Below are 24,041 nucleotides of genomic sequence, written 5' to 3' on the forward strand. Positions count from 1 at the left end.
AACAATGGCATACAGCGATCCGACCTATGTAATATTTGACGGCGATGAAGACGCTTGGGCATACCGCTTTATGAAAGGGTGGAACGCCAGCGAGAATGTGAGTTTTGAATTCGCGAACGCTCACGATCTGGACAATATGACGAGCCGAGCACAGGACGAAGATTATGTTAAACGCAATCTTCGCAACAGAATGAATGGATCGAGCCAGGTACTTGTCCTGATCGGTGAGAAGACGAAAAACCTTTTTCGCTTCGTGCGCTGGGAAATGGAATTGGCTCTTGATCTAGGTCTGCCGATAATCGCAGCAAACCTTAACGGCTCGCGGCAACAAGATGTGAGCTGTCCGCCTATCATCAGGGACAAATGTGTTGTGCACGTGCCGTTCAAGATGAAGGCCATCAAGCACGCGCTAGCCAATTGGCCGAGCGAATTTCATCGGCTTTCAAACGCTCAGCGTGGCGATGGCGCCAGGAGCTATGGCGAAAGCACCTATCGCGATCTCGGCTTATAATCGCCACCTAAAAGCACTTAGCCGCCCAAACATCCTCGCCATCCGCTGGCGGCGACTAGCCTTAGCAACGTCCGCCAGCGTGTTCCGAGCTTGCCGAGCGATGATAAGAAGAGCACGACGTCCGATTTGCTGAGTTTGGCTGAAAGCTGCAGGTCATGTGCAACCTATTAGAGGAGCCCCGCTCGAAGCGTCGGATCGTCAGACAAGATCATGTCGCGCGAGGGCGCTGGTTTCGCGAGGAAAAGGAGCGGCTGTTCGATGTTTGAGGCTTGATCCAGCGTTTCGAGACTGCACGAGCGGCCAGCATTGATGGAGGCAGCTTTTCAGGCCGCGCAATTCTGTCGGCTCGCCCCCTCCTGCGAGCCGCAGCTCGGCTCGCCCTGCGCAGCAACCACGAATTTGCGATCGCAAGAAAGGCAACACGCTGACGATAGAACTTGGCGGCGCTGGTCGGCTGCGAATCAAGATGTCAATGGCAAGGAGCTCTCGCCGCGCGTCTTTGCCGGGCCGAACCTTCTGGCTATGCTCCTTCGAGAAGTCTGCCGAGCACCAGCCGCCGCACCGCCAAAGCTATCAATATGCGCGAGGGCACGACCTCAGCCTCTCAGCGCTGGCCAACCAGGTTGGAGCCTGTGCCGCGGCACGGAACCCGCTGCCTGCTGATCGAGGCGAATGTGCTTTGCCCCTGATCACCTCATTACCACCCTTGGGAAGGGCAAGACCGATCCGGACCGTCAGAATGTAAGGGATGACCGGCAGTTCGGCGGAACATGGCCGCCGGCGCTCTATCGTGCCTCGCGCGGCCGGCGGGAACAGCGTCCCGAGCGCTATTCATCCGTCAATATCGCCCGCTAATCGGGCACTATGCTGGGCGCATGCGCGTCGTAAGCTGTTCGTGTTTGCAGGACGCGCCCCCGACCCTCGGCTAAGGCGAAGGTGACGCCTTAGTTTTCACGGCAATTCGGGCCGATCCCGCGAATTTCACGGCGAATAACCTGCATTCCCGAGAAACTCAAGGGACGTTTCCGGTATGCTATTTGCTAAACAGGTGGCTGGCCGAGTGCCCTCCGCCAATTTATCGCGAGGAGAGGGACATGCGCTTGAGCAATCTGGGAACCGAGCAACTCCGGGAGAAGGATAGAAGCTTCGTCTTCCATCCTTCTACGCATCTGGCCAAGCACAGCCGAGGCGAAACGCCAAATAGGATTATGGCCGGTGCGGAAGGCGTCTATATCTGGGACACCGAAGGCCGAAGGAGCCTCGACGGTTTCGGAGGACTCTACTGCGTCAACATGGGATATGGATGCACGGAGATCGCCGAGGCCATTGCCAGGCAAGCACACGAATTGCCGTTCGCGCACGTCTATGCCAGCCAAGGTACGGAGCCGGTCGCCCTGTTGGCAGAGGCCGTGGTCGAGTATTTCGGTCAGAACATGCGAAGGGTCTATTTCGGCCTCTCCGGTTCCGATGCCAACGAAACCAACATCAAGCTGGTCTGGTACTATAATAACATTCTTGGCCGGCCCGAAAAGAAAAAGATCATCTCGCGAAATCGCGGCTATCACGGGTCTGGATTGGTCACGGGTAGCCTAACTGGCCTTCCCTTCTTTCACAATTTCTTCGACCTGCCTCTGGATTTGGTGCGCCATACAACCACGCCGCACTATTACCGCCAGGCGCGTGTCGAGGAGAGCGAGGAAGCGTTCTCCCGGCGCTGTGCCGATGAGCTTGAAGCCTTGATCCTGGCCGAAGGACCGGAAACGGTTGCAGCTTTTATCGGAGAGCCGGTACTTGGGACAGGAGGTATTGTGCCGCCCCCCAAAGGGTACTGGACGTCCATTCAAGCGGTGCTCGACAAATACGATATCCTTCTAATCGCGGATGAAGTGGTCTGTGGCTTCGCGCGAACCGGCGAGAAGTTCGGTTCCCACCTGTATAACATGCGTCCGGATTTCGTGACCATCGCAAAGGGTTTGAGTTCCGCCTACCTCCCCATCTCCGGGTCAATCATTGGCGACCGTGTCTGGTCGGTTTTGGAACAAGGAACTGAGAAGCACGGCGCACTCGGCCACGGCTGGACATATTCGGGGCACACGCTTTGTGCCGCAGCCGCGCTCGCCAATATTCGACTGCTTAAAGAAAAAAATATTCTGGAGCATGTCCGCGATGTTGGACCGTATTGGCAAGACCGGATGAAGGCCGAGCTGGCGGGACATCCCATCGTTGGTGAAGTTCGCGGAGTGGGTATCCTGTCGGCCGTAGAGATGATGCGGGACCCAAAACAAAGGATACCATTCGAACCCGACCTTCAGGTCGGGGTGCGCACTGCAGCTGCTCTGTTTGAGAATGGTGTCATCGGACGGGCCATGCCGCATGGCGACATCCTCGGTTATGCCCCCCCCCTGATCATTACCCGAAAAGAGATCGACATCATTGTCGACGCGACGGTAAAGTCGGTCGATACCACCTATCGCGCGCTGAAGGCCGAGGGTGCCGTATGATTTTGCGATCGCGAAGGAGCGAGTCCGGAGGCAGGCATGTCCCTGCGCGCTACTGCGCCGAGCAGACCCAAAACTGTTGAATTCCAGATATCTGATCTTGAGCATGCTCCGGGCTATTTCAGTCACGATTTGTAACCGAATCAGTTCTGCCGCCGCTGTCCTGTTGCCCAACGACCAGGACCTCTGTGCGGCGCGCCCTGCGGGTGTACCTCCCCGCCGGCAGGGCGCCCTTTTTGACCCACGTAATCAGTATCATTATGGCCCGTGCGGGATCGAGGGTCTGGTAAAGGTCATCTGCACGTTCCGATGCAGATTGAGCTTAGACGTGCCCTTTACATCATTGCAGCGGGCCATAATCATTGCGGTGAATTTTATCACGTCAGGTATATAGAAGGACGATACTCACACGCCACCCCGTTCACAAGGAAAGGCATTTTAATATTGTTGAGACGATTTGCCTATCAAAGAAAAGAAAGCATCGCAACACTTCTTTGCGGATCACGGCGCCCCGGGTGGGGGATGAGCGGCTATCCGAATTGTTATGCTAATGCCGACCCAAATTCCTGCAAAAGCTGGGGTCAATGATGGCTTTTGGTCAGCGCAGGATGATTTCTCCTGATTTGGTCGGTGCAGGGGCGGTCATGATTTAATGCATGGAGATTCTCTGATTGAGCTGTTGAGATCATGAGGCGTCTGCCAGACGCCCATCGGGTGAGCCCAGCATGATTGGGATGACCGACGAAGATCGAAAGTGTGGCAGCATTCTGGAGCCCGGTCAGCCCAGCGACGCCCGCGAATTCAATCACGTTTGTCGGGACATACACGACGCAGCCGGAAGGCGTGCAGAAAGAGGAAGAATCGAGCGCGACGATGACGAGGCACATGCCACTTGTTTTCGAGACATTCCTTGAAAGACTGTCACAGAGTATCGATGAGGCAGATTTCCGGGATGCCATGGCTGAGGCGGCCGGACGACTTGACCTAATCTTCTTTGCCTACCTCTCCTTGCCAGCACGGCCTTCCGGCAAACCGAGGTTAATTTCAAACTATCCACCCCGCTGGACCAGACAGTATCTGGAAAATCAGTATGAGAAACTCGATCCTGTGGTCTTGCGTGCTCGAAATGGCGGCTGCCCGTTTCACTGGGGATCGAATTTGGGAGGCGATAAAATGTCGCCGGCTCAACAGCAGCTATTCGATGAGGCGGCTCAATTCAGCATCTGCTGCGGTTTGACGATCCCAATTGTCGATCTCCGCGGCCGCATCGCTGCGGTTACTTTTGCCGCCGATGAGCCTCGTCCAGTATTTCTTCGGGTCGCTGAGCGGTACGAACAAGCTCTTCAACTGATGGCGGCCTGCTTTCATCGTTGCGTTCGCCGCAAATTGCCGAGCGATCGAACAGTGGATGGGGTTTCGCTGACATCCCGCGAATATGAGTGCCTGAGGTGGGCAGCGCGGGGTAATTCAGCCTGGGTGACCGGCCGCATCTTGGGTATCAAGCCACGCACGATCGCTTTTCATTTGGACAATGCCAAGAAGAAGCTAGGCGTGCGAACCCAAAATCAGGCTATAGCCCTTTTGGGGTCCGAAGGGTCCTCAATTGTCTGAGAAGCTTTTTGATCCCCTTGTGCTCGGGCCATTCGATCGCGCGCTTTGTATCGAGCGTTGACTGGATGCCGAGATCTTCTGTTCCGCCGGCTCGGGCGATGCAGCCGTATTCTTCCAGTCCGCGCCGGTGATCATAGTCTATGGGTGCTCGAGCGGGTGTGTCGTCGCTGACGAGCTAGTTGTGGAGCCTCAACAGGTTGTCCTCGGTTAGAGCGAGGCGACTGATAGGTGTTTTGGACTTTAGGCTCCCGTGGGGACGGTGCCAATTGTATCTGTGCAGCCAGACCGGCAACTCTGCGGCGCGGTGATCTGAAGTCGGATAAGCGATGGCATAAGCCCATTCGCGCAGTGCTGTCTGGATGAAGCGCTCGGCCTTGCCATTGGTCTTGGGTGTATAGGGTCTTGTCCTGACGTGCTTGAGGCCGAGATCGCGGCAGGCCTTGGCGAAGGCCTTTGATCTGTAGCAGGAGCCGTTGTCGGTCATGACGCGGGCTATCGTGACGCCGAGGCTGGCGTAGTAGGCCACCGCCGCCTTGAGGAAGGCGATGGCGCTTTCTTTTTTCTCGTCGGGCAGGATCTGCGAGAAGGCGATGCGGGAGGCGTCGTCGATGCAGACATGGACGAACTCCCAACTGCTGCCGCGCGAGCTGGCATTGCCGGTGCGCTTGCCGGTAATGCGATGACCGATGCGCTCGAAACGACCGAGCTTCTTGATATCGATATGGATCATCTCGCCAGGATGCTCGCGCTCGTAGCGTCGGATCGGCTCGGCCGGTTCGATATCCCGCAACCGCGACAGTCCGGCACGCTTGAGAACCCGGCTAACGGTGGCGGGCGAGACGCCGACCTCATGGGCGATGTGCTTGCCGGTCCAACGTTGCCGCCGCAGCGCCATGATGCGCTCGGCGATCAACGCAGCGGTGGCCTGCGGCATATTGGCGGGCCGCGAGGAACGGTCGATCATGCCGGCCCGCCCTTCGGACTTGTAGCGCTCGACCCAGCGCGCCACGATCTTGGCCGACACGCCGTAGACACGCGCCGCATGGGCTTTGGAGAAAGCGCCTTCTATCACCGACAGCGCCATCTCCTCTCGACGCAGCGGTGTGAGACGGGCATTCTTATGGATGTTCATTCGGACCCTCCGGTGAGTGCTGAAGCTTGGTAACTCCAGTCTCCCCGGTCCGGTCCGAATGGACAACCTCCCGAAAGCTCACAGCTAGTCGTGCGGTTATATAGTTTCCGAGGATGGCCCGCTTGCATACCTGCCTGCCGGTAATCTCTAACCCTTGACTTAGGGCGATGGCTATCGGTTATGCGGCTTGAAAGCGAAGAGGTGGACCCTTCGTCGAGCGCCGGTACGATATGGAGTGCTGCTCCGGGCTAATACCCATCCAGACAGAGCGGAACCTTCTATCACGTCAGACGCTCGGACAGTTGCCAAACCCCGATTTCCTGGGAACTGAATTGTGCTCGCCACCGGGTCCATTTTGCCGGCGCGTCTGTGGTGCAGGCCCCGATCAGCCTGACCAATGGCACAGGAACGCTTCTATGACCGAGCACTGCGAATTTGTCAGCTGGCGAACAATTCCTTGTAGCCGCTCGTCACCATCCAGTTCGCACGGTCGAGATGACTACGAAGCGCCTTCCTGGCGCGCTCCGGTTCAAGTGCCGGATCAATGCCGAGGATCAGTTGGGCCATTTCCTCTTCGGGCGCCTCATCGGCTGAGGCGTCCAGGAGCCTCATATAGATGGTAAAGTGCGCCCTGTCGTAGGCGGTAAGACGGTCAGACCAAGGGACTTCGTCGAGCAGTGTTGAGCTTTGAGTCCTATCTGTTCCCGTTGATTGATTCATGTCTGCCGCGAACCTCGCATGTTGATCGCTGGATCCAAGGCAGAATATCCCAAAATGGGATAATCCGAAACGGGGATTAGTCGCTGAGCCGGTCTCTACCTGCCGGTTCACCTAAATGCCCAAATCTCTTCGATCTCCCCGCCACCAGCGGTTTCTGGCCCAGTTGATCTCACTGCGCAATGTCAAAGGGCTGACGCAGGCGCAGGTGGCTGAGAAGCTTGGTCGTCCGCAATCTTTCGTGGCGAAATATGAGGGTGGCGAACGGCGTCTCGATGTCATTGAGTTTCTCGACGTAACTGCGGCCCTCGATGCTGATCCGTGTGAGATTCTGTTGAGCCTGCGCACGTAGTGGGCGCCCGCGCCCATCACCGCGCGTGCCGTGTGCCGGTGGGTCGAGCCCCGATTTTCTTGGCTCTGGCGTCTCGACCATTCCGCTGCGCCTCCTAGCGCGTCGTTAGACTCTCGCAATTCGCTCTGTTTTGTGCCTTTCTCAGCAGGTGGCGCCGCATCCTTCTAGGCCCGCCGCGGCGTCCCGCAACCCTTAGCCAGCTGTGAGCTTTCAGTAGGTTGTCCATCCGGCCCTTCGGATGCGGTGCGGCTCAGACGGCGGACCCGTTCCTGTCATGATTCGCCGCCGCACCCATTCCTGGGAAGCAGCCATTGGCGAGCGGAGGACAAAATGATGAGACAGCGAAGCGCTGGGCCATCCGCGCTGTGGTGATACGTCGATGCATGGCGGTTGCGCGACTTCGTTGCTTGAAGCGAAGCGACCGCACCGCCCATTTCGTCAACTGGCGAACAAATCCTTGTAGCCGCTCGTCACCACCCAGTTTGCACGGTCGAGATGACTGCGAAGAACGTTGCGTGCGCGCTCAGGTTCGCGTGCCGGATCAATGCCGAGGATCACTTTGGCCATTTCCTCTTCAGTGGCGTTGTCGGCCGAGGCGTCCAGGAGCCTCATATAGGTTGTAAAGTGGTCCTTGTCGTAGGCTGTAATGCGGTCCGACCAGGGGACCTCGTCGGCGAACGGCGTGTTCGATCTGGGCTGCAACATCGCTAATTCTATCTCCGGCCAATGGACCCGCGAAGCCCTGTGCCTGCTAAATGTGGATTACATATTATAGTTGATAAACTCAAGCCGCCTGATCCGCTGGCTTGCGTGCATGGATATGCGCAAGTTGGTCGGACGGAATGTGCAGAGGATCAGGCAAAGGAAGCGCCTGACGCAGGAGCAGCTTGCGGAGATTTCCGGGTTCAGTCAGCAGTACATCAGCGGCTTGGAGAAAGGCCGAAGAAATCCGACAATTATCACGATCTATGAACTGGCATTGGCCCTCGGCGTCAGCCACATGGATCTGGTTCGGCCCGACAAACAGGCATGATACACCCGCCCTCCAAGTAGCTGGCCGCCTGATGGCGCGCGCCGGGTGCTCGTGAACCCAGGCTTTTCTTAGGGTCCCCCGGCAGCCCCTGCCATTTGGCTCGCCCTGGCCCGGCGCACCCTATTGGACAGTCGGCCGCTGCGGTTTTTGTCAGCCTTTCCTGGGGCGGTCGGCATTGCCTTTTAGGCCCGCCGCGGCCTCCCGCAACCTTCGCTCTCGCTTCAGGTCCTTCTCTTGGTTACGATCCTTCGGATGCGGTTCGCCTCTTTCAGCGGGCCTAATCGCTTTCTGCCGCCCACCCCACGGGGACAGCCACGCGAGACTAGTATGGAGCGTTGCGGTTAGCGCACGAACAGCAAAGGAACTGAAAAAACAGGCAACTGTCGAAGCATGGCTGAACCAGCCATCGTGTCGGCATCTTGGAGCCGCGTGTTCGCCTTGAGGCCCTGCCGGTAGGATCCCTGCAGTTGAAGTCATTGTCGGCATTCTGACAACAATGGACATGAACCGCCGAACTATCAAGGCGACCAGGTTGTTGTCTAGCAATGGTTTTCCGAATCGGCACGGCACTTGCGTTACCAAAAACAAGTACGCCGCGGCACGGATCGCCCAAGAGGCTGAACGACCTGATCTGTTTGACCCTCGCAGCAGGGGTGGATGGCTAACACAAAGGAAACTTTGAAGGTGGACGTTTTCGAAAGTTCTCCAATACCTGTCAGGAAAACACGGACGCCATCTTTCTCGGTGGATCTAGCCTTGCTGGGAGTCGCATTCGTTTGGGGGGCGAGCTATCCGGTCGGGAAAGGCGCACTGTTCTACGCGCCGGTTTCGATACTTGTTCTTTATCGCTTCCTGATTACTACGATCATTACGGCAGTGGCTGCAAGACATGAGATCGCATTGGTCTCCTGGGGCGATTTCATCCGCGGCTTCGCATTGGGAACAATACTTTTTTGCATCTTTATTGCTGAAACTTACGGCGTTGCATCGACAAGCGCAATGAACACGGCCTTGATCATATCGCTTTGTGTGATTTTCACGCCGAGCATCGACTATGGGCTATCACGGCGACTTCCACCTACGGGCATTTTGGCAAGTGCTGCCATAGCGTGCATCGGTGTCGGCATTCTCACTGGCGGGATCAGCAGGTTCAGCCCGGGTGACGCGCTTGTCTTGGGGGCCGCGATTCTGCGAGCGGTTATGGTCGTTTCCACCAAACGCCTTCTGGCCGGCCGGCAGATTTCATCTGCAGCCCTGACGGCCATCCAAGGATCGACGGTGGCAACACTTACTTTCGTTTTGGCCGTCGCTCAGTTCGGAATTTCAGGCCTTGTTGTGAGGGCCACCCTTCAGTTTTGGGGCGCTGTTGCCTTCCTTGCACTCTTCTGCACCCTCGCTGCATTCTACATTCAAAATGCCGCAGTGAGAAAATCCACACCGACACGGGTTGGCTTCTTGATGGGAACAGAACCTTTTTTTGGTTTCGTTCTAGCGCACCTTCTTCTGAATGAGCCTTTGACAGTACCGAGCTTGATAGGCGCAGGCCTCGTCCTCGCTGCGACGTTTGCTGGCATCTGGTTTGAGAGCAGGACATCCAAATGAACCCCATCTTGGCTTCCACCAAACCCGCCATCGGCGGCATTTCGAGTTTTGAAGATCTGGAGGCTTTTCCGGACCGAACCGCACCAGTTGCAACCATGTTCAGCGGCGGTCTCGACAGCACCTATCTTCTCTACAAGCTGCAAAGCCTTGGCTTTGCGAACATTGAAGCTGTCGCAGCGGATGTCGGAACGCGCATCGATCAGCCTTTGTTGGAACGGACGGCAGCCATGTTCGGCGCGCGCTTTGTCTGCCTCGAAGGGCGGGATGCCTTTGTCGAACAAGGCGTGAAATCAGCCATTCGAGCCCACGCCAAGTACCTTGGCATCTATCCGTTGAGCAGTTCGTTGAGCCGTCCCATAATCGCATCTTTGGTTGTTAATCATGCTAGGTCAATCAACTCACGGCTGGTTCTTCATACAGCAAACCTTTCTCAAAACAGTCTTCCGCGCCTTAACAATAGCATTAAGCGCTCAGGATTTTCCGGCAACTTCGGCAGTCCGTATGAATGCTCTGTGATATCCCGACAACAGAAGACCTCCGACCTGTCCAAGTGTGGAGCGACTTTTGTGGCGGACCGCACGTGGAGCGCGGACGAAAACCTCTGGTGTCGGGAATTCGAGTCGGGGCCTTTGGAAGATCCCGAGAACTTTTCCATCCCCGAGGAGGCATTTGCTTGGACGCGCCACATTCCCGCAGAGCAGCCGGTAGAGATCAAACTCGGGTTTGCAGACGGAAGTCTCGTGTCAATTGATGACCGTGATGTTGCATTGGTCGACGCAATCCCGTTCCTGAATAACACGGTCGGCAAATTCGGGCACGGCCGCTTTGTCGGGCTTGAACACATCACAACCGGCCAAAAGGTTCTCGAAGTCCGCGAGGCCCCTGCCGCGGCCATTATCTTCGACGCGCTGCGTCACCTCGAAACCGCTTCTCTTGACGTGGCATCAATCGTTTTGAAGCAAGGGCTTGAGCAAGCCTGGTCCCAAGAGGCGGTTTCAGGTGCATGGGGCAGTACTATTCACCAGATGTGCGAACGGGCCATTGCATCCGCCCTCGAGGGCGTTAGCGGGAGCGTCAGCTACATAGTCGATCACACACGCTTTTTACCTCGGTCGATCCGAGCCAGGACGCCGAGATACATTAGGGACCGCGACCTTTGGGAATACCAAGCCGCAACCCACATAGCGTTGTCCAAAGCGTTCCGTCCTCGCCAAGTCACCAAAAGGGAGACACCCGTGGAAAACAACGCACCCCAGGCGCCGGCCAACCTCAGTCAACAATGCACTGACGGTCTGGTGACAAATGGATGGTGGTTTTCAAAAGGCGAGCGCGCCGAAGCCTGCTTTGGCATCGAAATTGATGCAGCCTGGAAGAACTTTGCTGACCATTGGAATCGACTTCTTCTCGATGAATACATGCGTGACGGCGGAACATATCGTTACCGGCGCTATAGCGCTTTTGAATATGACGCGACTGACGGAATCTTTAGGCTCCTACCCCACGCCCCCTACGAACAATCAAAAAGTGTCAATCATCTGAATGGCGGCTTCAAGCGCCACTTCGAGCCCCTTGAAAACTCCTTTATAGACCATCCCGTCTTAGAAAAGATTCTGACAGGTTTCTGCAGAATTCTATGTGAAGCCGCCCGACATGATCGTTGGAATATCAAGATCCATCCCTACCGGATTGTCGCGCGCGATGGTGTAAATGGCAAACCGGCACCCGAGGGCCTTCACCAGGACGGGGTGGACTTCATTGCTTGCTATATGATTGGGCGGGTCAACGTCACCGGCGGCATGAGCATGATCACCGACGCCTCAAAGGAGTTCCTCGGCGAGGTCGAAATGAACTCCCCGAATGATTTTGTGATCTGCAACGACCGCGAAACCTTTCACGATGTATCGTCGATTGTGGCCGAAAACCTGAAAATGCCGTACGCTTATCGCGACGTCCTTGTGATCGCCTTCGAGAAATTATAACGCCCAGCGCGCCGAGAGCATTTTCAACAAGGTTCAATACTGCTTGGTATCCTCTCGGGTGTTCCTGGTGCGGGAACAATGCAGGATTAATTTCTTGCATCTAAACACCTAGATAGCAGTTTCGCCTCTCTGGTATGATGGTTTTTGGCCTCGCGGATCTCGCGTAATACGAATGACCGTGGACACCCCCGATCTTCGCAAGAAAGTGAGAAATTATCCTCATGCTGTCCGACGAGGTGGTCTGCGGCTTCGGAGGCACCGGGAACTGGTTTGGTAGCCAGACATTTGGGATGGAACCGGACATGCTCTCGATCGCCGGGGGGCTTTCATCCGGTCACCTGCCCATTGGCGGCGTCATTATCTCGACAAGATTTATCAATGCGCCGCTGACGAGGCCCACAAGGTCGGCGTGTTCGGTCACGGTTTCACCTACTCCGGTCATCCGGTGATAGCGGCCGTCGCCGCCGAGGCGATCAGGATCTACAGCGAGATCGATTTCGTGACCCAGGCGCGTCGTCTCGGCGATCACTTGCATGGAGCCCTCGCGGACGCGCTCGGCGACCATCCGCTTGTCGGTGAAGCCCGCGGCCGCGGCTTCATCGCGGGGGTTCAGATCGTCGAGGATCGTGCGCCCGTCGCGTCTTCGCGCCCGAGCTGAGGATCGGCGATGTCGAGCGGCGGTGCCGCGAGCACGGCGTCATGATCCGCAATATGGGAGAAGTGCTTGGAATCTGTCCGCCCTATATAATCACCGAAAGCGAGATCGACCCCTTGGTTGACGGCATTCGTTCTGCACTCGACGGCGCCGCTGCTGCGAATTCCCGGGTCGGTCGGGTGGCATGAGTTCCAGCATTAAGACCGACTGCTTCACTTCAGTGGATATTATCGAGCAAACGCTCACCCGAGGGGTGCACTTCATCCGTGTCCGGTACAAAACGTCACCCATGTCTCAGGTCGGGCACGCCGCTCGCCAACGACACCGAGTTCGGCCTCGCGGCCTACTTCTACACCGGCGATCTCGGTCGCGCCTTCCGCGTGATGGAAGGACTGAAGTACCGGCGTCAATGAAGGCCTGATCACCACGCCGGAGGTGCCGTTCCGCGGCGTCAAGGAATCGGGCCTCGGCAAGGAAGGCGGCCTCCAGGGCATCGTGGATTATCTCGACACCAAACATGTCTGCATCGGCGGTCTCGGCGTCTAGTGGTTCCCGCCTGACATAGGAGTCCAATCAGAGATTCCCTTTCTGGCCTGCGCGTGCGAGTCTGGCGCATGCGCACAGGAAGATCGTTCACCGTTTCGTCGGCCGATCGCGTCCGTCTGACGGCGCTGATCAGGGATCGCAACGCCCCGCAAAAGCATGTCTGGCGCGCCGAGATAGTGCTTTTGCCCGCCGACGGCGTCGGCACCGGCGAGGTCATGCGCCGCATCGGCAAGTCGAAGACCGACGTCTGGCGCTGGCAGGAGCGCTTTGCCGCGGAAGGCTGTGACGGGCTGCTGCGCGACAAGACGCGACAGTGGCGCATTCCGCCGCTCGGTCCCGATGTCGGCGAGCGCGTCGTGGCACTGACGCTTGCCGATCCGCCGGGCGAGAGGACCCACTGGACCGCCGACATGATGGCGCAAGCCGCCGCAATCAGCGCCAGCGCCGTCAGGCGCATCTGGAAGGCGCATGGTCTCGCACCCCACCGCTGGCGCCAGGTTCAAGCTCTCCAATGATCCGAAGTTCGTCGACAAGTTGCGCGCCGTCGTCGGCCTCTATCTCGATGCGCCGGCCCATGCCATCGTTCTGTCGGTCGATGAAAAGAGCCAGATCCGGCGCTCGACCGCACCCACCCGGCCTGCCGATGAAGAAGGGGCGGCTCGGTACGATGAGGCACGACTACAAGCGCAACGGCACCACCACCCTGTTCGCCGCCCTCAACGTCCACTATTGTCCCGTTGACGAGAATATCATCTTAGTTGCTTGTAAAAATTTGTTCTCCACTTCCGTCTCCATCGTATCTCAGTCAACGCGATGGAGCAGGAAATGACTACAAACATTGTGAAACTGGAAGAAGGCAGGGCAATCGGCTCTAATCGTGACGTGCCGCTGTCAGATCATGAGGCGGAAGCCCTAGGGCATCTTGCGGTGGCGCTGAGTGGCATTTCGACGACCATTCGGTCCGCCGCCTACAAACACGCGCTAAACTCTAGTCACGCGATGAAGCCCCTAAAGGAGACGGAGGACGCGCTTACCGACTACGACGCCTTGGCGAGGGCGGCGGGCCGAAAGCAGCCGAAAGCGGCGGAGGAGGACGACAGGAAGGGGGACGCCCTAGCGAGAGAGGCCGCCGCACAGGTCAGCAGGGTCGATCAGACCCGATCTTCCCGCTGGAGCAGACCGCGAAGGGTACCGGTGGCATCAACGGACTACGTTCGGCAGGTGGTCATGGCAGATAGTCAGCTTGGAGCAGTGTCGGCACTGGTAAACGCGCGGCGAGTGGCTCCAGAACGCTTCCATGCTTCTGTTCCCAGTGTAGATAATAATCCGGATGCTCCGCTTCTGACCTCTTTTTCGGACTATCTGAGCAGGGTGTGCGGACTGGAGTCAAAGTCCCGCGAAGGCGTTCTCCTGGGCAGCCGCCGCTTTCTGGATTGGTTCCATCACCACCATTCCCGGCCAAGCCCTCGGCGCGTTGACGGCTGAGCATGTCCTTGCCGCTGTCGAACATCGGCTGTCACTATCGGCGACCTCCGGTACCCGCACCGGCAGCAACTTCTCACATCGTATTGGGCTGGCCACCACGACCAGAATCTCGCGCGCGTCGTCCCCAGGACGCCCCACTGGCGTTTGGCTCATCTAACCCTCGAACTCGGCTACGGCCCGTCGACGGTCTTCTTCACATGGGTCGGATTCGACGAAATGGACGAGGTCACAGGCGACGGCCATGCTGAACTGCTCGACGACGGCTCCATCGACATCACCTTCTATCACAACGGCGACGAGGCAATCCTCAAGGCCAAACGGGACACTTCTTCAACGGCCTGCTAGGAGATCCGTGTTCGCCTTGCGCTGACAAAGAAGCTCACACATGACGTCCGGGAGACGATGCTGGCAAATGGTCTGGCTGAAGCATTCCACCCACAATACCAAAGCCCGTCCCGATCCAAAGCGCTTCTAAGCACTCCACCTCAGGCGCAAGGCCGGTTGGCCAGTGCATCTTCTTGGTCCGCCGGAAGAGAACCCCGCCCGACAATAGCTTCATGAGGTCTTGCGCTGCAGTGTCGACCGTAAAAAAGGGCGCGCGAGGCGCCCTTCATTTAAACCGGCAGTCGGGAAGCAGACTTCACTCTGATATTCAAAAGCGGTAGGTGACACCTGCGCCTATCAGCCAGGGATCGAGCTCCGCCTTCCCCGTCAGCTTCGCGCCGGTCACCGTGACGTCGAAGTCCGGCTTCAGGAAAAGCTTCTTCACGTCGAAGTTGAGGCCCCAGTGCTGGTCCACCATGTAGTCGAATCCGACCTGCAGCGCCGTGCCGAACGTGTTCTTCACCTTGAGAGCATCAGCGCTGCCAGTGTCCTGGTTGTAGAAGATCGTGTAGTTCACGCCGGCGCCGACATAAGGCTTGAACGCGCCGAGATCGGTAAAATGGTACTGCAACGTGAGTGTCGGCGGCAGCAGCCAAACTTTGCCGATGTTGCCCAACCCTCCGATCGTCCCTTGGCCCGCGATGTTGGCATAAGTGGTACCGAGTATGAGTTCGGCGGCGATGTTGTCGGTGAAGAAATACGAGATATCGAGTTCCGGCGTCACCGTGTCCGAATACGAAAGACCGGAGCCGGGAAGCGTATCAACGTAGCCCAGATCTTTCGTAACGACGCCCAACGCCCGCAGGCGGACCTGCCAAGGGATTGGCGCTTCGGTGACCGAGGCTCCCGTCTCCGCCAGGACGGTCTCTGCTTGCGCAGGCTCCGCGGCGACGGCCTGCTGTCCCACCATGATCAGGGCCACCGCCGCTGCTGTTGCCCGCGCTACGCCCATTCGCGTTCTCGCCATGAGATTCACTCCTTGATGTTCAGAAAGGATGCACTGCACTATTTCGTCTCCTGCTCGAATGAATTGTTGATGGACCTCAAATGCCCCTCTTGCGTTGCAACGCGTTCCGCCGTCTCCGGAGGGTGATCGTTGAAGCCGATTGCGCTGCGGAGAAAATTGGTGCCTAGACTGATGAATGCGGCTTGCTCCCGATTGTCCTCGCCGCAGCCGTGCCCGCCTGCGCTGGCCTCGTAGAAGTAAGCGGGATAGCCAAGAGCCTGCAGTTTTGCGGCCATCTTGCGCGCATGGCCCGGATGGACGCGGTCGTCGCGTTTCGTGGTGGCGATCAGGATAGGCGGATAGGGCTGTCCCGGCGCTGCGGCGTGATAGGCGGAGATTTCCTTCAGGAAAGCCCAATCGTGAACCTTGTCCGGATCGCCATATTCGTCGATCCAGCTCGCGCCCGCCAAGAGCTTGGTGTAGCGACGCATGTCGATAAGCGGTGCTGTGCAGAACAGAGCCCCGAAATGCTCAGGATAGCGGGTCAGCATGTTTGCGATCAGCAGGCCGCCATTTGAGCCACCCTCGGCGGCAATCCGCCTCGGCAGGGTGATGCCCCTTCGCACGAGGTCGGAGGCAACGGCGGCGAAATCGTCGTGGGCGAGACGCTTGCCCTCCCTGCGCCCGGCTTCGTGCCAGCGGGTGCCGAACTCGCCGCCGCCGCGGATGTTCGCCTCGACACACGTGCCACCGCGCTCGAGCCACAGCTTGCCCAGCGGGGAGTTGTAGTAGGGCAGGAATGATACGCCGAACCCGCCATAAGCGGAAAGGTGAATCGGAGCATCTCCGTTCCCGTTCGCCGGACCAACCTGCGTATAGGGGATCAGCTCATGATCGATAGAGACTGCCTCGTGGCGCGTGACCACCAGTCCGGATGCATCGAAATTCTCCGGGCTGCGCTTCAGGATTGCTGAAGCGCTGAGAGACGGCGCGGCATTCAGATCGAACAGCAAGAGCTGCGGCGGCGTGATCGGATCCTGAGCACAGATCAGGACCTCTCCATTGGTCTCGTGAACTGCCGCATCGAATGACCAGACGTCGACAGTACCTTCGGCGGGCAGGGTGTTCAGGACTCGGCGCGTCCATTCCTGGTGGCCGGGAGTGAACATCTCGAAACGCGGTGCGAGATTGACGAGGTAAGAGATAATGAGCTTCCCGTCATTCCAGAAGAATGACTGCATGGAGCGCCTTTCCCCTGGTTGAAACAGGGTCTCAAAACGGCGTCCGCCGGCGAGGAAAGTGGAAAGCGAGATGACGATCAGCGCGTCGGCGGGATGGGTGGTGCCTCCCACCGTCCAGGGCTTGCGCGGCCTTACCGCCAGCCAGTCGCCGAAGACCCGCCACGACGCGTCGCGAGGAAGATCGATCTGCCTCCTCGGCCCGCTCCTATCGCCGATCCAGCTGATCTTCTCGAAGAAGGCCGGCTGCTCGATGAACCAAAGGCGCTCGCTGCGGCCGGTGCGGTCCGAATGACCAGACACTTGGAAGCTTTCGAACCCGGCCTCGAAGATTGCCGGCGTGGTGAGGGGATCCGCGTCACGCTTCCACAGTCGAACTGTGCGCGCATAGCCGGAGCGGGTGGCCATGCCATTACCAAGCGCACTGGAAAGCAGAAGCGTGTCAGGGTCCAGCCAATTAACGTAGCCTTTGGCCTCGGGGAGGTTGAAGCCGTCGGCGACAAAGCTCAGAGAAATCAGGTCGAATTCGCGATGCACGACCGCGTCGCTGCCGCCGCGCGACAGGCGCAGAACGGCTCTTTCCCGTCTCTCCGGCTCGATGGACGCGCCGTCCCAGATCCAGTCCTCTCCGTCGCTAGCCGCGAGAGCATCCAGATCGAGCAGTAGCTCCCATTGGGGATCCGCCTTCATGTAGGCGGCAAGGGTGGTCCGGCGCCACAGTCCGCGTGGATTACCGTCATCTCGCCAGTAATTGTAGAGGTACTGACTACGGCGCGCGATCAGGGGAAGATTGTCGCGATTGTCGAAAATGGCTGTCAGAGCCGCGCGGTCGCGCTCGAACTGCGTTCCACCGAAGTGCTTCAGAGTCCTTGCCGATTGGCCGGCGGCCCAGGCAAGTGCCCGCTCGCCCTCTACATCTTCAAGCCAGACATAGGGATCGTCGTCGGGAGCATCAAGCGTTGGACGGACATCAAATGCGTTCATGTCCGGACAGCCTTCAGAAAGAAGGGATAGAGGCTTCCGTCGGCTCGGGAACGCTCAGTGTCGGTAGCGGCGCCCACATGTTCGAAAAGCGTGATCATTGATGAGTTCTTCCAGTCGGTGCGGCATCGCAGTGCTTTTGCGCATAGGGCCGCAACCTTCGTGCCAACTGGGAAAATCGTTTCGGAACAATGCGATCGCTCTGGAAGCGTTGTGTCACATGTCCGACATCGTCGAGAATCCGACAACGAGTGCTCCTCCTAATCACCGGATCAACCTCCGGCGCCAGTCGTGGACACTGTGCAGAACTCGAGAAGTGAAGCTCATTGGAGTGAACCTGGTTGACGCCCAACATCTTCGCTCTGGAGCGCTTCACGCACACGGATTCATGGCAGACACCATGATGCGATCGATGCTGTTAGAGACCAAGCTGGCTGCGCCTGTGAGTTTCAGCCGCCAGCTGGAAGCAGCGGAGTTCTGAGGAGAAGGGTGGGGGGCCCAAGCCCTGCCGCAATCTTGGCCTGCACCGTCCCCTTGATTGTTGTGGGTCAACGTCTGCCTGCCCGCTGAATTTGGCACGCCTTACACCTACGTCACGACCAAGACCTTCCTGTTGCACTTCGGCCTCGACACACTGCGGGATTTGCCCGATTTCGAGGCGATTGAGGTTGCCGCGCTGCTCAGCAAGGAGAAGCTGCTGGCGGGCGATACTCCCATCGGGCTGGTGAGTGGTGGAGGAGGTGAGGAGCGACACTCCAAGGCCAGGACGGGCTAGCGCAGCAGATACATGGAAGTAATCGCTTGATATGAGCGGTTGAGAGTCGAATCAGGGAACTATGCGATCACTATCGATAAGAGGTGGCAATATCGATCGTGATTGTATCGGGCCACTCTACGGCGAAGGAGGCGGCAACTTGTGTCTCCGACCCGAAACGATTACCTTGCGGCCATTATGAGCAAGCATTTGGCATCCGTCTTGACGACGTGAACGCGCCCTGCAGCGTACAGCTGGACGACGCGGCGCTGGCCGATTGCTTTGCGGATCTCGATTTGGCCAAGCAGCATCCCGCTCATGTCAGCGCCTTTCTCGGCGAGGTCCCTCTCGCCCAGCAAGTCGAGTTCGCAACCGCGCACCACATTCGCGGTCGACGAGATGAAGGCTTTTGCCGCCAAGTTCTCTGCCTGGTCCGGCGAAAGCTATCCGCTCGCCGCATAATGGCTGGACATGATAGCCGACGCCCGTCCCGAATGGCGGCGGCTTTTTCGTATTATATCGACCTGATCGACAAGATGCGGCGGAACAGGGGTCCACGTGCGATGCGGCCAAAGCGGATCCAGCTCTCGAGCGCGACTACGGGGTAGGTGTGGTCGCTGGAGCCGCGGCCGACCTCGACCTCGCGCCAGCCGGTCTTGCCGCGCAGGGTGACCAGCAGCCCTTGCCGTCAAAAATCTCGATCCAGCTGGCGCCATCGCTGTTGTCGTCGCGCATGACGTCGAGACCGACGATCTCGGAGCGCCGCAGGCCGCCGCCACAGCCCAGGAGCAAAATAGCGCGGTCGCGCAGGCCCTGAGGTCGTGGCCGAGCGTGGCGATCATCGCCAGCAGATCGTCGCCAGGACCGCCTCTTTCTGCCGCGGTGGCTTTGCGTGCTTGCGGCGAATGCCGGCAAGAACCTTATAGATATGCCGCTCCGCGCGGTCCAACGGCCGGCCGCGCTGGGTAAAGTTCCAGGCGAGGCCGGAAAGCCGCCGCTCGATGGTCGCAAACTAAAGGGCAGGGGCGCCACGCTTCGGATCGCCGGCGGCGGTGCCCGAGGCACAGGCGCTGATATTGAGCCTGATCACCTTCGAGCCCGGAGGCAGGGGATCGAAGCCAGCGCGCCGGCACCAGGAGGAAAAATGCCGCCAATCCTTGGGGTAGGCGTCGCGCGTGTTCTCCGAGGTGGCGTTGTAGCCCCTCGCGGTCTCGACCAGTTCCTGGACATGCGCCGGGACTCTTTGAGCCGGGTCTCCATCTCCTTGTAGAGCTTGTCAAGCTCGCCATCGACTGGCTTCAGGTCGTCGATTGAACATTGCGTCATCATAGGCTTTGTGCCTTGTTGTAGCAGGCATCGTCCGTTCGCGCGGCGGACACAGACATCACCGTCGCTGAGCCGAGAACGACGGTAAAAGAAAATGCACTCACTGACTTCATAACCAATCTCTTTTGCGGGTGATTTAGAAACGGACGCCGAGCTTGGCGCTGAACCCGTGTGTCTGGGCATCCGAGGCGATCTGTCCCTGATAGGCGATGCCGAACGTCGCGTTCTCGGTGATGTTTACGTCAAGCCCAGCTTCGAGCAGAGCTGCGTTCTTTGCGATCGGCACGCCCTTGATGGCGAAGGAGGAACCGCCAGCAAAGGCAAGAGCGGTATCCGGCCTGACGTCGCCGAAGGCGTGGCGCCAGCCAAGACCGCCGCGCGCGGTAGCAGTCACGGTGCCGAGGGTCAGTACCGTCGACGCACGCAGACCTAGCGTGGTAAACGCCGTGTCGCTCGAGCGATCCCCGCTCGACAAGGCGGCTGCGCCGCCATTCTCGGTGAAGCCATCGGCGTCAAAATTCACATAAGCGAGATTAGCGTAGGGCTCGAAGGAAGCCGAAGCCGTATTGATACGGTAGCCGAGCTCGCCAAAGGCCTGGAACGTGCCGGCGTCGTAATCGGCCGAAAGGCTGTCGGCGAAGCCTGGAAAGACCACGGACCTGCCGGTCTCGATGCTGTGCCAGGTATAGGCAAGGCCGGAACGAAAACCGAGATTGCCGTTCTGCGTGCCGGCAAAAAGACCGAGATGGTAATTCTCGCTCGAGCCCGACGACGCGCGATCGTCCGCCTCCAAGGAGGTATGGCTGTAGCCGCTGATGAGGCCGAGCCGCCAGCTTTCGCCGACAGCCGCGTCACCGCCAGCCAGAAAGCCGCCTGTCGAGTGATCGAGACCGGCGGCATTGCCGTCGCTGTCGAGATGACCCCAGGCGCCGAAGCCACGGCCCCATACGGCGAAATTCTCACTCGTTGCCGGGGCCAGTTCCAGACCACCCAGCCCATAAGTCATCACCGGAACGCTGGAGGCACCGACGCCGTCGAACGCCGCACGGATCCGTTCGCTCGCGGCATCGCGTACAGAATGACTGTCCTCGATGAGGCCGCTATGAATGGAAGCATGAACCTCGCCTGATAGCATATCGAAAGCGTTGCGGGCTTCCGGCGCCGTCAGGAACAGGATGTTGTCCTGGATCGGATTACCGCTTCCAAGCGCCTGAGCCGCTGCGGCGACCGAGCGTTGATTGAAGGTGCTGGCTACATCGGCAAACGCCGTCGATGTGCGGCTGATATCGAGATAGACATTGTTGGCATCGTAGACGAGCTGGAAATCGACGAAGGGCGTCGCGTCTGTCGCCAGAGCCCCCGTCAGCCCGCCATAGGTGCCGCTTACGCCGCCTGCTGCGGAGAGCAGAGTATATCGGGCATCGACCGATAGCGTTCCCTGCCGCAGCAGCTCGATCTGCGCGCCGCTGTCGATCGCCGCTGCTCCGCCAACATCGATGAGATCGGACGACCTTGCGAGGTCGACCTGATAGATCGATCCGGACTGCTGCGCGAAATCGCCCGTGACAGTCAGTGTGGTGACGATCCTGCTCGGATCGGTCGCACTGCCAGGAGCGACCGTGCCGCCCTCGGAAATGGTGACCGCACCGTAGGTGCCGCCGCCTGCGACGACACCGCCGCTGTTTGCGATAGCCGTGCCCCCGATCTGCCCGTCATTCCCGAGAAAGCCGGACGTGGTCGCATCATGGGAAAGCACACCTGTATCGGCAAGCAGCAATCCCGCGCCGGAACCGACCGTCGTCATGCCGGAAAAATTGTTCTTTCCGCTCAGCGTTTGCACGCCACCGGCAACGAATAGTTTGCCGCCCATATTATTGTTATCAACGTCGAGGTCGTTGATGCTGCCGGCGAACGTGTCGTTCGAATCCGTTAGCACCAGGGTACGCTTGCCCAGTTCGACCGTTCCGCTGCCACTCAGGCTACGAATACGGGCATCGTTGTAGGCGTCGGAGATTCCCCAATAGTCGCTGCCATTTCCATGTTCGGAGATATCGAACGTGCCGTCTGCAACGACTTTCGCTGACCGTTGGATGTTGCCGAGCCCCGCAAGCGAGAGATAGGCATCCTGAGCAATATTCGTCTCGCCGGTGTAGGTGTTGACATTCGTCATCCGGACCACCGTCTTTGTATCAAGCGTCAGCGATCCGGAGCCGGAGACGACACCCGCTATGCCGAACCCGCCCTCATTCCCCATGCTCGTCGTGATCCTGCTCAGACCGGTCCCTTCGGGTGCGGATGAATCGGTAGAGAAGTTGCTGGCAGTGACGAAATGTGACGTATAAGCGGTATACTTCTTCTCCAGATCGAAAATGACCGATCTGTTTTTGAAGAAGTCAAGACCGGCAACAAAACTGGTCTGGTCATTGGGTTGTTCCGTCGTGCCGCTGGTGTAGGTGAAGTCGATATTGTCCAGCCTTACCGGATCGCCATCCGTTCCTGCGATTGTAACGCTCGGGATGTTGCCCGATGCGCTTACGATCTCGCGTTGCTCATTTCTCCGAACATTTTTAAGTTTGACGCCCGCATCCTGAAATTGCTTCAGCATCGCATCACTGATCTCCAGACTGCCACCGCCCGGTGTGCCGGTGTCGAGCAATACCGCGGTCTTGTTGGGGTCGGTGATTGGTGGGGCTCCATCCTTAACCGTGTACTGCAGATTGTAGCTGCCTTCGTATTCGGTCGAGGCATTGGCGCCAGAGCCAGGAAAATTCTGATAAGAATCCTGATCTTTTTCCTCGGGTTCTCCCCATGGCATGGCATTAGTATATTGGGCCCGGAGGCTTGGATTGAGGTTGACAATCGTGCAGGGGGAACAGCCAGGCGTTTGGTCGCTCTCGGAATCCGGATTCACATTGGCGGAGACCACGTAGCCAGACCTGGTGACACTGCCCATCATGCCCCAGACACTTGTCTTGCCAAGAAAATCGCCGGCCCCGAATGTACCTGCGAAATCGCCGCCTTCGTCTGCCATCTTGCCAGCGGTCATTTTCGCCCGCTGCTCCTTATCGGCGTGATAAGGTTCTTGGAGATCCTGACCATACATATCTTTAAGTCCATCCGTCACGGATCCCGGCGTGCACTTAAGATTGTTGTCCTTGCAATACGCATGGGTATAGACAAAATCGAGAATGCGAGCAGCCCGGTATTTCTTATCGCTTACAGACGGCCCGTCGATTGTTATCTTTTGATCTGGATCGACATATGTAAATTTATCAATTTCCACGTTCTGAAGCTTATTACCATACGTTCCGTCCCCGTACGTATATACGTAAGGCGTGTCGGCAATCGGGCGGACCCCGGTCACCTCTGACCCGATCTGCGTGTTGAGCTGGTCCGAGCCCGTGTCGAATACGTATCGCTGCGCGTTGCCATTGTTGATCTTGGCCCAGATGCCCAGGCGGTCATGGCCTTCCCCGACATACTCCAGCGGGATCGAAATCGGGTCGTCGGCCAACGCTTCTCCAGTTGGAAATGCTACCAGACCCACCCCGAGAGACACAGCCGGCAGGAATACCGTCGTCATCGCGGTGGTTGCCGCCAGAAAGTTCTTTGTCCTGAAACAAGCCTGCATACCTGGTCCTCGAAAAAGTCTCGCAAACTGATTGTTCATTGGAACGGCCTCCTGAATTGTTTAACGAGACCCTTTATGGCGGCCCTGGCTGACAACAGCCTGAAAGCTGCAAGCGGCCTGCGAGAATGGGGCGATCCTGAATGACGACAGGTGCTGTCAACAATGGATGAGTGCTCGGCCTGAAAGCTGAGCACGCTTTATGCTCAGGCTGCTGACAAGGCCAAAGCAGCGTAAGTGCGGAGTGAAATCCAAGGTCCACATGGGTCGTCGCGCTTCCCGTGCGCCTGGGAAGGCGCCGGCCCGGCCAAGCTTTCCCAGATCGTCCGGATGGCGCACAAGATACCGGTTCAGGTCGATCGAGATGGAGGCCGAGGCGTATGCCAAGGCGGTCGACTGCCTGACGAAAGATCAGAATGCGTCGCTGGCGCTCTACGATTTCCGCCGGCAGCGAGCTCAGCTCCTGCCGGGCATCCGTGTTTACTGGCGACGAGACACAAGATGTGCCCAAATTGCCACCAGACCGTCACCTGCGATGAGTTTCGGCAACTGATTTTGTCCTTTCAATCGTCGCCACTTCCTGGCCGCGGCCAACATGGGCCACTCGAAGGCAGCAGACTGGCGGCTATATGGACGGGCTGTGAGCCCGCACCGGAGACATTG

General features: G+C 58.4%; 19 protein-coding genes and 5 pseudogenes. 16 read left to right on the forward strand and 8 right to left on the reverse strand.

Annotated elements, in window-relative coordinates:
* The first annotated feature begins 4 nt into the window (after positions 1-4).
* The 4 genes and pseudogenes from CK228_RS25660 (at position 5) to CK228_RS25670 (ending at position 4,620) form a co-directional block, all read left to right on the forward strand.
* A complete protein-coding gene (locus CK228_RS25660; RefSeq protein ID WP_063169304.1) occupies positions 5-511 on the forward strand; it encodes a TIR domain-containing protein in 507 nt (168 codons plus the stop codon).
* 483 nt (positions 512-994) lie between these two features.
* Positions 995-1,415 (forward strand): annotated as a pseudogene (locus CK228_RS35990) (transposase); the annotation flags it as partial.
* Between the two features lie 190 nt (positions 1,416-1,605).
* A complete protein-coding gene (locus tag CK228_RS25665) occupies positions 1,606-3,012 on the forward strand; it encodes an aminotransferase (protein ID WP_063169303.1) in 1,407 nt (468 codons plus the stop codon).
* Positions 3,013-3,882: 870 nt separating this feature from the next.
* Positions 3,883-4,620 (forward strand): LuxR family transcriptional regulator, encoded by a 738-nt coding sequence (locus CK228_RS25670; protein ID WP_082826574.1) that lies wholly within the window; start codon positions 3,883-3,885, stop codon positions 4,618-4,620.
* Positions 4,621-4,795: 175 nt separating this feature from the next.
* On the opposite strand, the gene CK228_RS25675 is transcribed toward CK228_RS25670, so the two are convergent.
* Entirely contained in the window at positions 4,796-5,752 is a 957-nt protein-coding gene (locus CK228_RS25675; RefSeq protein WP_063169302.1) for an IS481 family transposase, read from the reverse strand.
* Between the two features lie 438 nt (positions 5,753-6,190).
* Entirely contained in the window at positions 6,191-6,472 is a 282-nt protein-coding gene (locus tag CK228_RS25680; protein WP_063169301.1) for a DUF2285 domain-containing protein, read from the reverse strand.
* Positions 6,473-6,587: 115 nt separating this feature from the next.
* Between CK228_RS25680 and CK228_RS25685 the strand changes: the two genes are divergently transcribed.
* Positions 6,588-6,821, forward strand: a complete 234-nt coding sequence (locus tag CK228_RS25685; protein WP_082826573.1) for a helix-turn-helix transcriptional regulator — start codon at positions 6,588-6,590, stop codon at positions 6,819-6,821.
* Positions 6,822-7,259: 438 nt separating this feature from the next.
* On the opposite strand, the gene CK228_RS25690 is transcribed toward CK228_RS25685, so the two are convergent.
* Positions 7,260-7,526: a DUF2285 domain-containing protein gene (locus CK228_RS25690; protein ID WP_063169299.1), complete on the reverse strand. Its 267-nt coding sequence runs from the start codon at positions 7,524-7,526 to the stop codon at positions 7,260-7,262.
* Between the two features lie 109 nt (positions 7,527-7,635).
* On the opposite strand from CK228_RS25690, the gene CK228_RS25695 reads away from it, so the two are divergent.
* From CK228_RS25695 to CK228_RS25730, 9 genes and pseudogenes are all read left to right on the forward strand, one after another.
* Positions 7,636-7,854 (forward strand): helix-turn-helix transcriptional regulator, encoded by a 219-nt coding sequence (locus tag CK228_RS25695; RefSeq protein ID WP_029354714.1) that lies wholly within the window; start codon positions 7,636-7,638, stop codon positions 7,852-7,854.
* Between the two features lie 657 nt (positions 7,855-8,511).
* On the forward strand, positions 8,512-9,456 hold the full coding sequence (locus CK228_RS25700; RefSeq protein WP_082826572.1) for a DMT family transporter: 945 nt from the start codon (positions 8,512-8,514) through the stop codon (positions 9,454-9,456).
* The gene (locus CK228_RS25705) at positions 9,453-11,435 is read left to right on the forward strand and encodes an argininosuccinate synthase-related protein (RefSeq protein ID WP_063169298.1); all 1,983 of its coding nucleotides are present in this window, start codon (positions 9,453-9,455) and stop codon (positions 11,433-11,435) included. Before CK228_RS25700 ends, CK228_RS25705 begins: the two co-directional genes overlap by 4 nt.
* A 221-nt stretch (positions 11,436-11,656) precedes the next feature.
* Positions 11,657-11,884 carry an aminotransferase class III-fold pyridoxal phosphate-dependent enzyme gene (locus CK228_RS36385; protein ID WP_263485461.1) on the forward strand — a complete coding sequence of 76 codons (228 nt, stop codon included), beginning with the start codon at positions 11,657-11,659 and terminating at the stop codon, positions 11,882-11,884.
* Complete coding sequence (locus CK228_RS36390; RefSeq protein ID WP_063169297.1) at positions 11,845-12,093, forward strand: aminotransferase class III-fold pyridoxal phosphate-dependent enzyme; 249 nt, start codon at positions 11,845-11,847, stop codon at positions 12,091-12,093. The genes CK228_RS36385 and CK228_RS36390 overlap by 40 nt, the downstream gene beginning before the upstream one ends.
* Positions 12,094-12,401: 308 nt before the next feature.
* Positions 12,402-12,636 (forward strand): annotated as a pseudogene (locus tag CK228_RS25715) (aldehyde dehydrogenase family protein); the annotation flags it as partial.
* A gap of 68 nt (positions 12,637-12,704) precedes the next feature.
* Positions 12,705-13,360, forward strand: a pseudogene (locus CK228_RS25720) (IS630 family transposase); the annotation flags it as partial.
* 101 nt (positions 13,361-13,461) lie between these two features.
* Entirely contained in the window at positions 13,462-14,121 is a 660-nt protein-coding gene (locus CK228_RS35995) for a hypothetical protein (protein ID WP_063169296.1), read from the forward strand.
* Between the two features lie 144 nt (positions 14,122-14,265).
* Positions 14,266-14,466 (forward strand): hypothetical protein, encoded by a 201-nt coding sequence (locus CK228_RS25730; RefSeq protein WP_244514237.1) that lies wholly within the window; start codon positions 14,266-14,268, stop codon positions 14,464-14,466.
* Positions 14,467-14,773: 307 nt separating this feature from the next.
* Here CK228_RS25730 and CK228_RS25735 read toward each other — a convergent pair whose 3' ends face one another.
* Positions 14,774-15,472 (reverse strand): OmpW family protein, encoded by a 699-nt coding sequence (locus tag CK228_RS25735; RefSeq protein ID WP_063169295.1) that lies wholly within the window; start codon positions 15,470-15,472, stop codon positions 14,774-14,776.
* Between the two features lie 38 nt (positions 15,473-15,510).
* On the reverse strand, positions 15,511-17,673 hold the full coding sequence (locus tag CK228_RS25740) for a prolyl oligopeptidase family serine peptidase (protein ID WP_082826571.1): 2,163 nt from the start codon (positions 17,671-17,673) through the stop codon (positions 15,511-15,513).
* Between the two features lie 217 nt (positions 17,674-17,890).
* On the opposite strand from CK228_RS25740, the gene CK228_RS34970 reads away from it, so the two are divergent.
* Both CK228_RS34970 and CK228_RS25745 read left to right on the forward strand, forming a co-directional pair.
* On the forward strand, positions 17,891-18,151 hold the full coding sequence (locus CK228_RS34970) for a hypothetical protein (RefSeq protein WP_095769041.1): 261 nt from the start codon (positions 17,891-17,893) through the stop codon (positions 18,149-18,151).
* 93 nt (positions 18,152-18,244) lie between these two features.
* Positions 18,245-18,445: pseudogene (locus tag CK228_RS25745) on the forward strand (SMC-Scp complex subunit ScpB); the annotation flags it as partial.
* Positions 18,446-18,606: 161 nt separating this feature from the next.
* Here the strand turns inward: CK228_RS25745 and CK228_RS35450 are convergent.
* The 3 genes and pseudogenes from CK228_RS35450 to CK228_RS25760 form a co-directional block, all read right to left on the reverse strand.
* The gene (locus CK228_RS35450; protein WP_063169293.1) at positions 18,607-18,843 is read right to left on the reverse strand and encodes a hypothetical protein; all 237 of its coding nucleotides are present in this window, start codon (positions 18,841-18,843) and stop codon (positions 18,607-18,609) included.
* 116 nt (positions 18,844-18,959) lie between these two features.
* Positions 18,960-19,643: pseudogene (locus CK228_RS36000) on the reverse strand (integrase); the annotation flags it as partial.
* Between the two features lie 243 nt (positions 19,644-19,886).
* Entirely contained in the window at positions 19,887-23,420 is a 3,534-nt protein-coding gene (locus tag CK228_RS25760) for an autotransporter domain-containing protein (RefSeq protein WP_082826570.1), read from the reverse strand.
* Between the last annotated feature and the right edge of the window lie 621 nt (positions 23,421-24,041).

The sequence above is a fragment of the Mesorhizobium sp. WSM4312 genome, assembly GCF_002294875.1.
GTDB lineage: Bacteria > Pseudomonadota > Alphaproteobacteria > Rhizobiales > Rhizobiaceae > Mesorhizobium.